Here is a 13,938-nt window from a genome sequence, read left to right as displayed (position 1 = left end):
ACTGTGGTTGTTTCTACAAACGGAGCTAACTGACTTCTTTTAAGTTAGCTCCGTTTGTATGGCTAGTCCAAATTTTGATCGATCGTTCCTTCAAAATAGTCATCGCTCACCTGTTCATGAGTTTCAGCCAATCCTTTTTCCAATTGCGTGCTTCCTTTATAATCTGAGGGCTCAAAGTATTTCCCGGCTACATCTGTTGTGTCATTTTTGTTTTCTTTGTTATGAGTTTGTGTTTCAGTGTTTACACTTTCTGTCTCAGTATTGCTGCTTATAGATTGCTGAAAATCATATTCCTTGTCTAATGAAGAAAATCTTTTATAATCATCAGGTCTGTCTGCACCGTTTTTTTGAGTCACTTTACTTCCTCCAGATTATTGATATTTTAGTGGGGGTAAGAACTTATTTCGTTCTTTTAGGATCAGAACCATGTTTTTTAGGATCATCTGCTTTAAAAGCTGTTTCAGTCTCATGGTCATTTCTTATTTGTTCAATACTTGAATTTTGAATGCCTTTCTTACTCATTGGTTTCACCCCTTTACGAAAAGTGTTGAAATATCAACTCTTCTTATTCTGTCTGTTAGGCAGGTATTCATTCGCTTTTTTTCGTTGACTCTTCCCCATTAGGAAAAGAGCCAGTTATGCCAGGCGTGCATTTGATTTTTGAAACCTTTTGTTAGTACATTGCGTATATGAAGAGGCTGTATAGAACTGGGAACAAATTTGTTAAGGTGAGTAACATTCTTTCTTATCATAAAGGGGAGATATGGGAGATGAGTCTGGTGAAAAATGGAGATTCGATAAAGGTTGTATTTGTGTTTCAAAAAAACGAACAGATTGAAGAAGTTGAGCTTAACTCAGCGCAGCTGTCTGCTTTATTACACTCAAAACAGGTATGAATCGAAACATTCAGCCAGAACCTCAAAATTGAAAACACCGTTTGGTCTTACGTCAATCGTCATGTATCTTTGCAAGTTTACTTAAAATAGAAAATGGTGTTTTGATTGAGAGGATTAGCAGCGATATTATTTGCTTAATGTGTCTTTATCCGTTAATGGGTTAGATAGGGGCTGGACAAGATATTGCAATGCTTCATAAAGTTAAAAAAGATTATTGAAATCTTCACAGTTATCTTTACAATAGCCTATATAGAGCGCTTTCCAAATCGTGCATTTTTTAGCTGGTTACTTGTATGGAGAAAGAGGTTTTTAGCAAAATGAAAACTACAATCTACGATGTTGCAGAAAAAGCCGGCGTGTCCATTTCAACAGTTTCAAAAGTGATCAATCATCAGCCGGTCGGGATGAAATCGAAACAAAAAGTGCTAGATGCCATGCAAGAGCTGAATTATAAACCAAGTGTGCTCGCTTCAGCATTAACAGGGAAACGGACTTCGACAATAGGATTTCTTTTACCGGACATAGCTAATCCTCTGATTGCAGAAATGGCACGGAGAGTAGAGGATCGGGCACACGAATATGGATTCAATGTCGTCATTTGCAGTACGGATTTCAAGTCAGAGAAGGAAGAGAGATACGTCTCATTATTAAGGCAGAAGCGTGTTGACGGGTTTATTTTAGCTGGGGGGTTTAGGAATAAACAGGTTATTCATGAGTTAATCAGCGATAACATTCCTGTTATCCTTCTTTCGGAATCACAGCCATACTCATCTCTTACAACGGTTACAGTTGATAATTTCTTGGGAGGGTATGAATTAACAGCATATTTAATTTCGCTTGGCCACTCAAGGATTGCGGTGATTGCAGAAGACAATGCAAGCAGCAGAGAACGAATTCGCGGATATTCACAGGCATTACAAGAGTCTGATCTTGATATTCACGAAGATCTGATTGTTGTAACAGATTCAACGGCCGAGTCTGCACAGTCTTTGGCCTCTTCATTATTACAATCTTCAAATCCGCCCACAGCTATGATTTGTTGTAATGATATCTTAGCAATTGGTGCGCTCCTTGCAGCAAGGGAGGAACATGTGTTGGTTCCTGAAGAACTTTCTATCACAGGCTTTGATAATACACTGATATCAAAAAGTAGTGATCCCCCTTTGACAACAGTTGAAGTGCCTGTGCAAAGCATGTGTTCACAGGCAGTGGATTTACTAATTGATGAAATAGAAGGAAAAGCCTCTGAAAAACAAAAAATTTTAGTATTGCCGAAATTAATTGTCCGAAAATCAACAAGCCGTTTTCATTAAAGACGTGTGTTTCAAATCAATAATATTTGTTTAGCAGCTGGAAAGTCCCCGCTGCTTTTTTGTGTTTCACCATAGAATGACAAAAGGGAAGCAAGAAACACTCAAAAAACAACATTGAGAGGTCGGAATATCCTTTTTTAAAGTGGAAGGTGTATATATATTGGTATATTGTTGATTATTTTCTGAAAGGAATTTCAAAAAAACGTTTACAAAATATATTGAATATTATACAATCAACTCACAAAATATAAAGCGCTTTCTATATGCAGGGATATAATTAGTAAAAAAGAAATCTATTTGCTTTTAAAAACGGAGTGTAAAGCGCTTTATATGATTTGTTTCCGGTTTTAGATAAAGTGCACGATTAAGAAGAGAAGATCAACTCGGAGAACCGAAATGAACGTACTTTTAAATCCAGTTAAAAGAAAACGCTTTATTTTTTGGTTGCGATTCATAATTCATTTGATTAGAGGTGTCTTGGATGAGTATTCACATTGCTGGCGCGCCGTGCTGCTGGGGCGTTGACGATCCGAAAAATCCTTATCTTCCTCCATGGGAGAGAGTGCTGCAAGAAGCATCACAAGCTGGTTATAAAGGGATTGAGTTAGGTCCATACGGCTATATTCCGATGGATATCGAACGTGTCCAAGCAGAGCTTTTGAAAAACAATTTATCCATTATTGCCGGTACGATTTTTGATGATTTAGTATCAGAGTCGCACTTAGGAAATTTGCTGGAGCAAGTTGATGAGATTTGTTCTCTGATTACAAAACTACCTTTCTCTTTTCAGGATAAAGAGGAGCGCTTTCGCTTTTCACCTCCTTATTTGGTCCTGATTGACTGGGGGCATGACGAAAGAGATTATAAGGCGGGGCGTCCTGATCAAGCGAAACGGTTATCTAAAAAGGAATGGAACCGTATGATGTCTCATATTCGGACAATTGCGGAACGGGCGTGGAAGCAATATGGCGTACGAGCCGTCATCCATCCTCATGCAGGGGGATATATTGAATTCGAGGATGAGATTCAGCAATTACTAAAAGATATACCATACGATATTGCGGGGCTTTGTCTTGATACAGGACATTTATATTATTCAAAGATGGATCCGGAACAATGGCTGCGGGACTATGCGGACCGTGTAGACTATATCCATTTTAAAGACATTGATGAACATGTTTATCAACAAGTAATGGGTGAGCATATCCGCTTTTTTGATGCTTGCGCAAAGGGAGTCATGTGTCCGATAGGCCAAGGAATTATTGATTATGAAGCGATTTACAAGTTGCTAAAAGACATTCACTATTACGGCTATATTACGATTGAGCAAGAACGTGATCCGAGAAACTCTGATACTAGTTTAAGAGATGTCAGTCAAAGCCTTGCCTATTTAAAAAATGTTGGTTACTAGTGAGGGAGGAATCAAAAATGATTAATGGTGAAAAAAAGGTAGATAGACCGATACGCTGGGCAATGGTAGGAGGCGGCCGGGGAAGTCAAATTGGATACATTCATCGCTCGGCTGCCTTGCGTGATCATCACTTTCAGTTGGTTGCAGGGGCATTTGACATCAATCCGGAACGGGGAAAAGATTTTGGGATGAATCTTCATGTTACTCCGGAACGCTGCTACTTGGATTTCCAGCAAATGTTTGAAGAAGAAGCAAAACGAGAAGACGGTATTGAAGCTGTTTCTATCGCAACTCCAAACGGCACTCATTATGAAATTTGTAAGGCGGCCCTGAATGTCGGTTTGCATGTTGTATGTGAAAAGCCTCTTTGTTTCACGTTTGAAGAAGCAAAAGAGCTTGAGAATTTGGCAAAGAAAAAGAACAGAGTTGTCGGCATTACATATGGTTATTCTGGGCATCAAATGATTGAACAGGCGCGCCAGATGATCGCAAATGGAGAGTTGGGTGACATCAGAATTATTAATATGCAATTTGCACATGGTTTTCACTCAGATCCTGTAGAAATGAATAATCCAAGCACGAAATGGCGTGTAGACCCGAAATTTGCCGGTCCGAGCTACGTGTTAGGAGATTTAGGAACTCATCCGTTATTTTTATCGGAAATCATGATTCCGGAACTGAAAATAAACAAACTGTTATGTACTCGCCAGAGCTTTGTAAAAAGCAGAGCGCCTCTTGAAGATAATGCTTATACGATTATGGAATACGATAATGGGGCGGTCGGCACGGCGTGGTCTTCATGTGTAAATGCCGGATCAATGCATGGCCAGAAAATTCGTGTGATCGGTTCCAAAGCAAGTATTGAATGGTGGGATGAACAGCCTAACCAGCTGCGTTTTGAAATACAGGGAAAACCTGTACAGATTTTAGAGCGCGGAATGGGATATTTATACCCAGAAGCATTACAAGATGACCGTATTGGAGGCGGCCATCCAGAAGGTCTATTTGAAGCGTGGTCGAATCTTTATTCCCGATTCGCTGTTGCTATGGAAGCTGCTGATCGAGGGAAAGAATTGGAGCACATGTGGTATCCAGGAATTGAAGCGGGTGTGGGAGGTGTACGCTGGGTGGAAAACTGCGTTCGATCCGCGGATAAAGGCGCAGTATGGGTGGACTATCAATAACATGTAGCGATTGTAAGTCCTTTTAAAAGGAGGAGAAAAATGGACCAGCGTGAAAAAATGGATACTGCAGGCGGAAATACCTCGTGTAAACATAAAAAATTTTTCCGCAAGATTACCATCATTTCTACATTCGGAGGCCTTCTCTTTGGTTATGACACTGGAGTAATCAATGGAGCGTTGCCTTTTATGGCACAAAGAGATCAGCTTGATCTAACTCCCTTCACCGAAGGTCTCATCACAAGTTCCCTCCTTTTCGGAGCCGCATTTGGCTCCCTGGCTGGAGGACGGTTAGCAGATCGTATTGGCAGGCGGAAAACCATCTTAAATCTAGCTTTCTTGTTTTTAATTGCTACGATTGGTTGTTCGTTCGCACCAAACACATCTGTTATGATAATCTGCCGAAGTTTACTTGGTCTTGCAGTAGGGGCAGCATCTGTCACGGTACCGGCCTTTTTAGCTGAAATGTCGCCAGCGGAACAGCGGGGCAAAACAATTACTCAGAACGATCTGATGATTATTTTAGGTCAGCTTCTTGCATTTACATGTAATGCAGTCATTGGTACATCAATGGGTGAATATGCGCACGTTTGGCGATTTATGCTTATCTTGGCAACACTGCCGGCCATTTTTCTGTGGTTCGGGATGCTTATTGTACCAGAGAGCCCGCGCTGGCTGGCATCGAAAGGGAAGGTGGGGGAGGCGTTCAGAGTTCTTAAGTATGTAAGGGAAGAAAATTGTGCCAAAGCTGAGCTGACTGAAATCAAAGCTTCAATCAATCGAGAGACTGAAATAAATCGGGCGACACTGAAAGACTTGTCAATCCCATGGATTCGCCGACTTGTAGGTCTTGGAATAGGAATCGCTGTAGTGCAGCAAATAACCGGTGTTAACTCCATTATGTTCTATGGCACGCAAATTTTGCAGAAAGCTGGTTTTGCCAGAGACGCAGCACTTGTCGCAAACATTGGAAATGGCGTTATTTCAGTGATAGCCTGTACATTCGGCATCTGGATTGTAGGTAAAGTCGGGAGGCGGCCTCTTCTCCTTACAGGACTTGCAGGCACAACAGCTTCTATTTTGCTTATAGCGATTTGTTCCATCACACTTCAAGGAACTCCCGTGCTGCCGTTTATCGTGATTGGCCTGACAATTACGTTCCTGGCTTTTCAGCAGTCAGCGGTATCCGTGGTTACGTGGCTCATGATTTCAGAAATATTCCCGCTCAGATTGCGAGGGCTCGGAATGGGGATTTCAGTGTTTTTCCTTTGGATGATGAATTTTCTTATCGGCTTAACGTTTCCTGTGTTACTAGATCAATTGGGGATGTCGTCAACGTTCTTCGTCTTCGTTGTTCTGGGGGCTTCTGCGATTCTTTACGTGAAAAAGTATCTGCCGGAAACAAAAGGTCGTACTCTAGAAGAGCTTGAAAACGACTTTAGAAGCAATCAAGGTGTTCGAAAAGCATCATCGGGCAAAGGAGAAATAAATATGTAAACGCTCTCTTTTATTATGATTAAAAAGGCGTTGCTTTTGAAGCAAGCCTTTACTTTCAAATGTTTTCCATTAAACAACTAGCAAATCCCGTTTTTCTTAATACTAACTTCATCCTGTTGCTTTTTGACTAATGCAAATATCCATTCTATTAAACTTTGTTTTTGCACATACTTTTTCCCGTTGATTTTAATGTAAGGCAGGTCTGTCATGTCTCCGGCTAACTGTTTTGCCTCAGTTGTCGTTATTCCTAAAAAATGTCCGATGTAAAAGTAAATATCTCGTTCTTTTATAAGCAAGGTATCACTTTTTTCATATGCTTTTGGATGGTTCATCTGCTTTAAGCCTTCACCGATAAAATAACCAGCCAAAGCAACACCGATTCCTAAAAAAACGTCCATGTGTATGCCTCCATTATGTCGATGTTATGTTATACGGGCTTGGCATACTAGGGGTTTCATTATTTTTTCAAACCTTTTCAATCTGCACGCGTCCTGAAAAAAAGGTGGCGCCGCCGCCCATATCGGACAATCGGTCTGGGGTTAGCGCGTTTACAAGCTGTTTTTTTCCTTGTTCATCCGCCCATAATCCTTGGCTGACAACGACACCTGGCAGCACTTGTTCTCCAACTGCAGCGGTCAGCTGGCATTCTCCCCGGCTGTTCCAAATTCGTACAGGTGCCCCATCAACGATTCCGTGCTCTTTAGCATCTTTTGTGTTGATAAAGAGCTTTGGCGTCTTTTCAAGCTTGATGTGTTTTTCATTATTGGAAAATGTTGAGTTTAAGAAATTATGGTTTGGCCCCGGAACATACATAAACGGATGTTCATTATCGGTTACAAGAGGTGTATATGTCGGTAAAGCAGGGAAGCCGTCTTGTTTCATTTGTTCTGAATATAATTCTATTTTTCCGCTTGGCGTTGGAAGTTCGCCCGGAAACAGTCGCGTTTCGCGTTTCGCTTTCATAAATGAATGCTTAGCAAGTGCATCGTAATCAATCTCTGCCAAATGTGGATTATCTGGATGGTCAAGCGCCTGGCGGATTAATTCTTCATCTGAATCTTTAAGCTCCTGGTCTGTGAATCCCATGGCTTCAGCAAGTAATCGGAAAACCTCAGTGTTAGACTTGCTTTCCCCATATCTCTCAATCACCGGCTGCTGAAGCTGAATGTAATGGTGCCAGTAGGAGGTGTAAAAATCAGTATTTTCAAAAGCGGATGTTGCAGGCAGTACAATGTCCGCATATGCAGCCGTTTCCGTTAAAAACAAATCATGAACCACAGTAAACAAGTCTTCCCGCAGCAAGCCCTGTCTGACTTTGTTTGCTTCGGGCGCGACGACGGCAGGGTTCGTTCCGTAAATAAATAGAGAGCGAATCGGCGGGTCTGTTTCCAAAAGCACCCTGCCAAGCTGATTCATATTAAACGACCTCGGGGTGCGCCCTTTCAATAAGTCGGGCCGCTGCAAGGCATTTGTGTTATATTCTAAAATTCCGCTGTTATGCTTAATTGCGCCGCCCCCTGTGTGCAGCCATTGGCCGGTGATCGCCGGAAGACAGGCAATCGTCCTTACAATCATCCCGCCGTTATCGTGATGCTGGGGTCCGTTTCCGATTCTGATAAAAGAAGGGGAGGTTTCCCCGTACATTTTTGCCAGTCGGTAAATATCTTCGGTACTGACACCGGTGATCGTCGATACCTTTTCAGGATCATATTGTTTCACGTGTTCACGGAGCTCTTCATAGCCAACCGTGTACTCGGACAGAAATGCTTCATCATGAAGGTTTTCTTTAAATAAAATGTGCATGATGCCAAGAGCAAGTGCACTGTCGGTTCCCGGTTTTATTGGGATAAACCAATCTGCAAGACGTCCTGTTTGATTTTTATGCACATCGATCACGACAATTTTGGCACCTTGTTTTCGCGCTTTTTGGGCGATCGTAATTTGGTGCATATTTGTGCTGACCGCGTTGATTCCCCAAAAAATAAATAGTTTTGTATGAACGGTTTCCTCAGGATCGATTCCCGCGCTTATGCCCATTGTATATTTATAGCCTTCAGATCCCGCTTTGCTGCAAATCGTCCGTTCAAGCTGGCTTGACCCCATGCGGTAAAAAAAGCGACGGTCCATTCCTTCAGCTGTCAATTTCCCCATATTTCCGTAAAAGCTGTAAGGAAGTATGCTTTCAGCTCCCTCTGCATCAATCAGCTGTTTCCAGCGGGAGGTGATCGTATCGATTGCCTCTTCCCAGGAAATCGGTTCAAATATCGCTTGGCCTTTCGCACCTGTTCGTTTGAGCGGTGTAGTCAGCCGCTTTTCATCATATATGCGCTCCGTCATATTCCGGACTTTGTTGCATATGTTTCCGGCTGTGACAGGATGATCAGGGTCTCCTTGCATTTTTACGATTTTCCCGTCTTTTTTATGTATTAACAATCCGCACTGATCCGGGCAGTCCAGCGAGCAAACGGATTTGAAAATGCCGTTTTGTTGTGTGGCAAAAGATTTCATGGCCCAGTTCCTCTCTCTAGTTAGATATTTTGTAAGAATTATAACATTTCGGATGATAACGTCAATTCTGAAAAAAGAGATTGACATCAATCTGAGACTTCTTTATGATAAACGTATTCTTCATTCTGAAAATTACATACTCAACATTTTCTATCCAGAGAGGTGGAGGGACTGGCCCTATGAAACCTCGGCAACATTATTGTGCCAATTCCAGCAAGCGTCAGCTTGAAAGATAGGAAAGCAAGGTTTATACCGGCGTCTGCCTGTAACAGAGCGCGCCTATATATGAATCTCTTTCCATCTGCGGAAAGAGATTTTTTTTATGAAAAAATACGATGAAAAGGATGTTTTGCACCATGACGGTTTTGGTTACAGCACCGTACAACGAAGAAGGACGAAAAGAGCTAGAAAACTTGTTTGACTCAGTTGCTTATCAATCATGGAAGGAACAAGGCCGGGCATATCGGGAGGATGAACTTATTCAGCTGCTAAAAGCAACAAATGCGACAGGCTTGATTACTGAGCTTGATCAGGTAACAGACAGCGTATTTGCTTCTGTTCCCGAACTTTCATTTGTCGGTGTTTGCAGGGGAATGCCCTCCAATGTGGATGTGGCAGCTGCCTCAAAAAGAGGCATACCTGTTTTTTATACACCAGGGCGGAATGCACAAGCCGTTGCTGAAATGTTTATTGGAAATGTGATTTCCTTTCTGCGCCATACCAGCGCCTCGAATCAATGGCTGAAGGATGGAAAGTGGAACAGTGATTACCTGCAGGCTTATGTCAAATTTAAAGGAAATGAATTAACAGGAAAAACGGTTGGCATGATTGGGTTCGGGGCGGTTGGTCAAAGGATTGCAAAACTGCTGACTGCGTTTGACTGTAAAATAAAGTATTACGATCCATTCATTCAAGACGATCATCCGCTGTATGAAAAAGTATCTCTTAAAACGGTGTTTTCAGACAGTGATATCGTTTCTGTCCATCTGCCTCGTACTGAGGAAACACTTGGACTTATTGATCGGAAGTATTTTGATCTGATGAAACAGAGTGCGATTTTCGTCAATACTTCAAGAGCAGTTGTTGTAAACCGTGAAGATCTTTTATCTGTATTAAAAGAACACAAAATCAGAGGTGCGATATTAGACGTTTTTTATCATGAACCTCCAGAGGAATCAGATTATGAATTGATTTCATTGCCTAATGTTCTGGCAACACCGCATCTCGCTGGAGCAACATTTGAAGTGGAGGATCATCACGTGACGATACTGAATAAAGCCCTCAAAAAGTGGAAGGGTGAAAAAACTCTTAATATTCTGACAATGTATAACAAGGACGAACTGAAAACAGGGGTATAAGAAAGGAGGCTAACAGAATGAAAAAACAAAAAGGCTATCTCGTTTTTGATATTGGCACAGGCAATGCGAGGGTAGCGGTCGTGAGTGTAACCGGCAGTGTTTTAACAGTTGAACGGGAGGACATCGTGTATTCCACAGAGACGCTTTACCCGGACAGCCGTTATTTTTCTCCTCAGGTGCTGTGGAAGCAGGTGATGAATTTGGCAAAACGTGTGCTATCCCGTTCGTGTGATATTGACATCATTGGTTTGACATCGACGAGTCAAAGGCAGGGAATTGTTCTGATCGATCAAAACGGCGATTCTTTTCTCGGGCTGCCGAACATCGATAACCGCGGTCGAGAGTGGGAGGCGAGCATTCCCGATCGGGAAGAGATATACAGCCGCACAGGCCGCCTGCCAACCGCACTTTTTTCCGCGCTCAAGCTTTATGGATTAAAACAGCGCCAGCCCTCTTTATGGGAAAAGACTGCAAGCTTTACTAGCATCAGTGATTGGGTGACGTACCAACTGAGCGGAATATTAACATATGAACCATCACAGGCAACAGAAACCCTGCTGTTTGATGTGAAGCAAAACACTTGGTCAGAAGAGATGTGCGACATATTCGGCTTTTCTCCATCTATCCTCCCGCCTCTTGTAAGAGCGGGAACAGCAATTGGAACGATAGCAAATGAATATGCATCCGAATTAGGCCTTTCAATAAATGCTAAGGTTATAGCAGGGGGCGGGGATACACAGCTAGCTGTCAAAAGCACCGGAGCTGGACTTGAGGACATTGTCATTGTATCAGGGACAACAACGCCAATAACCAAAATTACTGCGGATCATGGCGACACAAAACATAAAGCCTGGCTGAACTGTCATACGGATCAAGGGCATTGGCTTGTGGAAACAAATCCGGGAATTACCGGCTTGAATTATCAAAAATTAAAACAGATTTTTTATCCGAATGAAACGTACGAAGTAATGGAGGAGGAGATTTCTGCACTTGCAAAAGAAGACCATGCATGTGTAGCGGCTCTCGGCTCTTATTTATCGGCTGAAAAGAATGCGTTAACGAGAGGCGGTTTTCTTTTTGATGCCCCGCTGTCAGCACATTTAAAGAGGGCACATTTTGTACGTGCAGCGCTAGAAGAGATCGCATTTTCAATTAAATGGAACTTTGACATTTTAACAGAGGTTACTCCGTTTGAACGTGACTATGTTTGGGTGTGCGGAGGGGGATTCCAAAGCAAAGCGCTCACTCAATATATCGCGGATCTTCTTCAAAAAAAGGTCTATGTCCAAGAGGGATATCATCAGGCATCTGTGGTTGGTGCTGCAGTCATTTGCAATGAAACCTTTCAATTAACGGAGGAGATGTCAGCAAATGTCCGGGTGATTGAACCGAAGGACTGTCAGACAGAATTGGCTTTATATGAGAAATGGAAGCAAACACAGCGCTTTTTTTCAGGTTCAGAAAGCAAAGTATTGATTTAAGGCGGCAGCATTTTTGCTGTTTTGAGGGATCATTTAATTTTCAACTTTAATAAGGTAATACGGTAATGGATATAAGCATCTAAGGAGGAGACAGATATGTTGGATAAAATAGGAATACCGAAGCGGCTTGCCTGGGGATTTTTAGGGGTTGTTTTGTTTATGATGGGAGATGGTCTTGAACAAGGCTGGCTCAGTCCTTTTTTGATCGAAAACGGGCTCACCGTTCAGCAGTCCGCTTCTATTTTTAGTATATACGGAATTGCGCTTGCCATAGCTTCCTGGTTTTCGGGTGTATGTCTCGAAGCATTTGGCGCAAAACGAACGATGTTTATGGGGCTGTTGTTTTATGTGATCGGTACAGCTGCTTTTATCGTATTTGGATTTGAACAGCTGAACCTGCCTGTGATGTATGTGACTTACTTCGTAAAAGGGTTAGGTTACCCGCTTTTTGCTTATTCTTTCTTGACATGGGTCATTTACAGAACACCGCAAAGCAAACTGAGCACTGCTGTCGGCTGGTTTTGGATAGCATATTGCCTCGGCATGTTTGTGTTCGGCGCTTGGTACTCAAGCTACGCGATCAAAGCGTTCGGTTATTTGAATACGCTTTGGAGCTCTATTTTCTGGGTATGTCTCGGTGCATTCTTTGCATTGTTTATCAATAAAGACCGTTTTGTAAAGAAGAAAAGAAAAAGATCAGAAACAGCCGAGGAGCTTTTAAAAGGGGTTACGATTTTATTTACAAATCCGCGCGTGCTTACAGGCGGAATCATCAGAATCATCAACAGCATTGGTACATATGGTTTTCCAGTCTTTTTGCCGATGCACATGGCCCAGCATGGAATTTCAACCAATGTGTGGCTGCAAATTTGGGGAACGATTTTTCTGGGGAACATTGTGTTTAACCTTATCTTTGGTATTGTCGGCGATAAATTCGGCTGGAAAAATACTGTTATTTGGTTCGGCGGAGTCGGCTGCGGCATTTTCACCCTCTTATTATACTACGCACCTGTTTTCTCCGGCGGGAGCTTAGCGGTTGTCAGCGTGATCGGCTTTATTTGGGGCGGTTTGCTGGCAGGCTATGTGCCGATTGGTGCAATTGTGCCGACGGTGGCAGGAAAAGATAAAGGGGCAGCCATGTCTGTATTGAATTTGGCTGCAGGTTTATCAGCGTTTGTCGGCCCTGCACTCGCTTGGCTGTTCATCGGTCTCGTCGGCGCGCAAGGTGTCGTCTGGATCTTTGCGGTCCTTTACCTTGCAAGTGCGGTCTTGACAAAATGTATTCATATACCTGAGGAAAAAGCAGTTAAGGAGGAATCATCTCCTCAATATGCATCTTAATTAGAAAGCGCCCAATTTCCGGGGCGCTTTTTATCATTTGTTCAGCAATGTAAGGATTTCCGATACGGAATGACGCAAAAATGATTGATCTGGACGGGATTTCACCATCACAGTCAGCCGATAAGAAACAGAATATAAGTCTGAACCGTTTGTTCCACGTTAATTTCACGTCTTAACTCGCCCGAATGTTCTCTCAAAACAGATTCATAACGCTTTATTCTTCATTGAATTCTCGTTGACGAGCCATCAACATTATCTCTTTCTGAATCGATCAGTATATTACTATTCTATGAATTATCGAGGGATTCTAAAGAAAAATAGACAACATATTGACAATACAGTGAGAAATGTTATGATGAATAGACAATAAGTTGTCTATTCAAGGAGGGAACATTGTGGATTATTCTAAGGAACTGAAAGATTTATTTTTAATGCAACAGTCTTACGCTACACTTTTTTCCACATTAAACAAAATCCAATCACGCGGAGACGATTATTATGAAAGCTTAACGTCGAGGCAATTTATGACGATGGTTGCCATACTGCATTTACCGGAAGAGGAAACGACATTCAACAACATTGCAAAAAAATTAGGCACTTCAAAACAAAACATCAACAGACTTGTCAGCGGTATTGAAAAAAGAGGTTATGTCATCACTGTACCAAGTAAACACGACAAGCGTGCAGTTAATGTGAAGATTACTGATTCAGGAAAGCGTGTCATGGAGGAATGCGGTGAAAAAGCGGTGTATTTTATGGCCGATCTATTTAAAGGCTTTTCGACGGAAGAGCTGGAAACATTGTGGATTTTATTGAAGAAACTGTACAGTTTTGATGGAGAAGAACAGGATGGTTTTGAAGAAGACGCTGCTGATTTTGACATTGAACAAAATCGAGACAATTTGAAAACAAATTTATTGCAGGAATTCGCAAAACGGAGAAAGTAAAAAGG

Annotated in this window: 13 protein-coding genes and 1 riboswitch; of the genes, 9 read left to right on the top strand and 4 right to left on the bottom strand. The window is 42.1% G+C overall.

All coding sequences use genetic code 11. The features are described 5' to 3' along the window. Window positions 1–62: 62 nt before the first annotated feature. Entirely contained in the window at window positions 63–356 is a 294-nt protein-coding gene (locus KXZ66_RS10820) for a YozQ family protein (protein WP_014477001.1), read from the bottom strand. Window positions 357–399: 43 nt separating this feature from the next. Next, a complete protein-coding gene (locus KXZ66_RS10815; protein ID WP_003241887.1) occupies window positions 400–522 on the bottom strand; it encodes a hypothetical protein in 123 nt (40 codons plus the stop codon). A gap of 248 nt (window positions 523–770) precedes the next feature. Between KXZ66_RS10815 and KXZ66_RS22575 the strand changes: the two genes are divergently transcribed. The 5 genes from KXZ66_RS22575 (at window position 771) to KXZ66_RS10790 (ending at window position 6,298) form a co-directional block, all read left to right on the top strand. Continuing rightward, window positions 771–896, top strand: coding sequence for a hypothetical protein (locus tag KXZ66_RS22575; RefSeq protein ID WP_257475318.1), 126 nt, complete (start codon window positions 771–773; stop codon window positions 894–896). A gap of 317 nt (window positions 897–1,213) precedes the next feature. Then, on the top strand, window positions 1,214–2,209 hold the full coding sequence (locus KXZ66_RS10805) for a LacI family DNA-binding transcriptional regulator (protein ID WP_038829997.1): 996 nt from the start codon (window positions 1,214–1,216) through the stop codon (window positions 2,207–2,209). A gap of 481 nt (window positions 2,210–2,690) precedes the next feature. Further along, window positions 2,691–3,620: a sugar phosphate isomerase/epimerase family protein gene (locus KXZ66_RS10800; protein ID WP_151870201.1), complete on the top strand. Its 930-nt coding sequence runs from the start codon at window positions 2,691–2,693 to the stop codon at window positions 3,618–3,620. A gap of 17 nt (window positions 3,621–3,637) precedes the next feature. Further along, on the top strand, window positions 3,638–4,804 hold the full coding sequence (locus tag KXZ66_RS10795; protein WP_151870202.1) for a Gfo/Idh/MocA family protein: 1,167 nt from the start codon (window positions 3,638–3,640) through the stop codon (window positions 4,802–4,804). 39 nt (window positions 4,805–4,843) lie between these two features. Then, window positions 4,844–6,298, top strand: a complete 1,455-nt coding sequence (locus KXZ66_RS10790; RefSeq protein WP_374045768.1) for a sugar porter family MFS transporter — start codon at window positions 4,844–4,846, stop codon at window positions 6,296–6,298. A 77-nt stretch (window positions 6,299–6,375) separates the two neighbouring features. Here KXZ66_RS10790 and KXZ66_RS10785 read toward each other — a convergent pair whose 3' ends face one another. Both KXZ66_RS10785 and KXZ66_RS10780 read right to left on the bottom strand, forming a co-directional pair. Next, complete coding sequence (locus KXZ66_RS10785; RefSeq protein WP_038829983.1) at window positions 6,376–6,696, bottom strand: hypothetical protein; 321 nt, start codon at window positions 6,694–6,696, stop codon at window positions 6,376–6,378. A gap of 67 nt (window positions 6,697–6,763) precedes the next feature. Continuing rightward, complete coding sequence (locus tag KXZ66_RS10780) at window positions 6,764–8,806, bottom strand: molybdopterin oxidoreductase family protein (protein WP_151870203.1); 2,043 nt, start codon at window positions 8,804–8,806, stop codon at window positions 6,764–6,766. A 147-nt stretch (window positions 8,807–8,953) separates the two neighbouring features. Further along, a riboswitch (SAM riboswitch) is annotated at window positions 8,954–9,045 on the top strand. 96 nt (window positions 9,046–9,141) lie between these two features. Between KXZ66_RS10780 and KXZ66_RS10775 the strand changes: the two genes are divergently transcribed. The 4 genes from KXZ66_RS10775 to KXZ66_RS10760 all read left to right on the top strand — a co-directional run bounded on the left by KXZ66_RS10775 (window position 9,142) and on the right by KXZ66_RS10760 (window position 13,933). Next, window positions 9,142–10,164 carry a 2-hydroxyacid dehydrogenase gene (locus tag KXZ66_RS10775; protein WP_151870204.1) on the top strand — a complete coding sequence of 341 codons (1,023 nt, stop codon included), beginning with the start codon at window positions 9,142–9,144 and terminating at the stop codon, window positions 10,162–10,164. A 17-nt stretch (window positions 10,165–10,181) separates the two neighbouring features. Then, complete coding sequence (locus tag KXZ66_RS10770) at window positions 10,182–11,645, top strand: FGGY-family carbohydrate kinase (RefSeq protein ID WP_032725875.1); 1,464 nt, start codon at window positions 10,182–10,184, stop codon at window positions 11,643–11,645. Between the two features lie 96 nt (window positions 11,646–11,741). Continuing rightward, the gene (locus tag KXZ66_RS10765; RefSeq protein WP_049141143.1) at window positions 11,742–12,986 is read left to right on the top strand and encodes an MFS transporter; all 1,245 of its coding nucleotides are present in this window, start codon (window positions 11,742–11,744) and stop codon (window positions 12,984–12,986) included. 395 nt (window positions 12,987–13,381) lie between these two features. After that, the gene (locus KXZ66_RS10760) at window positions 13,382–13,933 is read left to right on the top strand and encodes a MarR family winged helix-turn-helix transcriptional regulator (protein WP_041849910.1); all 552 of its coding nucleotides are present in this window, start codon (window positions 13,382–13,384) and stop codon (window positions 13,931–13,933) included. The last annotated feature ends 5 nt before the right edge of the window (window positions 13,934–13,938 follow it).

The sequence above is a fragment of the Bacillus sp. LJBS17 genome (genome assembly GCF_019334685.1).
GTDB classification, from domain to species: domain Bacteria; phylum Bacillota; class Bacilli; order Bacillales; family Bacillaceae; genus Bacillus; species Bacillus subtilis.
Note: the sequence above shows the minus strand (reverse complement) of the source record. Positions and strands in the feature narration are given on the sequence as shown.

Bases quoted from the DNA above. Each gene is read 5' to 3' on its own strand.
- KXZ66_RS10815 (WP_003241887.1), bottom strand. From the start codon at position 522: ATGAGTAAGAAAGGCATTCAAAATTCAAGTATTGAACAAATAAGAAAT.
- KXZ66_RS22575 (WP_257475318.1), top strand. From the start codon at position 771: ATGAGTCTGGTGAAAAATGGAGATTCGATAAAGGTTGTATTTGTGTTT.
- KXZ66_RS10805 (WP_038829997.1), top strand. From the start codon at position 1,214: ATGAAAACTACAATCTACGATGTTGCAGAAAAAGCCGGCGTGTCCATT.
- KXZ66_RS10800 (WP_151870201.1), top strand. From the start codon at position 2,691: ATGAGTATTCACATTGCTGGCGCGCCGTGCTGCTGGGGCGTTGACGAT.
- KXZ66_RS10795 (WP_151870202.1), top strand. From the start codon at position 3,638: ATGATTAATGGTGAAAAAAAGGTAGATAGACCGATACGCTGGGCAATG.
- KXZ66_RS10790 (WP_374045768.1), top strand. From the start codon at position 4,844: ATGGACCAGCGTGAAAAAATGGATACTGCAGGCGGAAATACCTCGTGT.
- KXZ66_RS10785 (WP_038829983.1), bottom strand. From the start codon at position 6,696: ATGGACGTTTTTTTAGGAATCGGTGTTGCTTTGGCTGGTTATTTTATC.
- KXZ66_RS10780 (WP_151870203.1), bottom strand. From the start codon at position 8,806: ATGAAATCTTTTGCCACACAACAAAACGGCATTTTCAAATCCGTTTGC.
- KXZ66_RS10775 (WP_151870204.1), top strand. From the start codon at position 9,142: ATGAAAAGGATGTTTTGCACCATGACGGTTTTGGTTACAGCACCGTAC.
- KXZ66_RS10770 (WP_032725875.1), top strand. From the start codon at position 10,182: ATGAAAAAACAAAAAGGCTATCTCGTTTTTGATATTGGCACAGGCAAT.
- KXZ66_RS10765 (WP_049141143.1), top strand. From the start codon at position 11,742: ATGTTGGATAAAATAGGAATACCGAAGCGGCTTGCCTGGGGATTTTTA.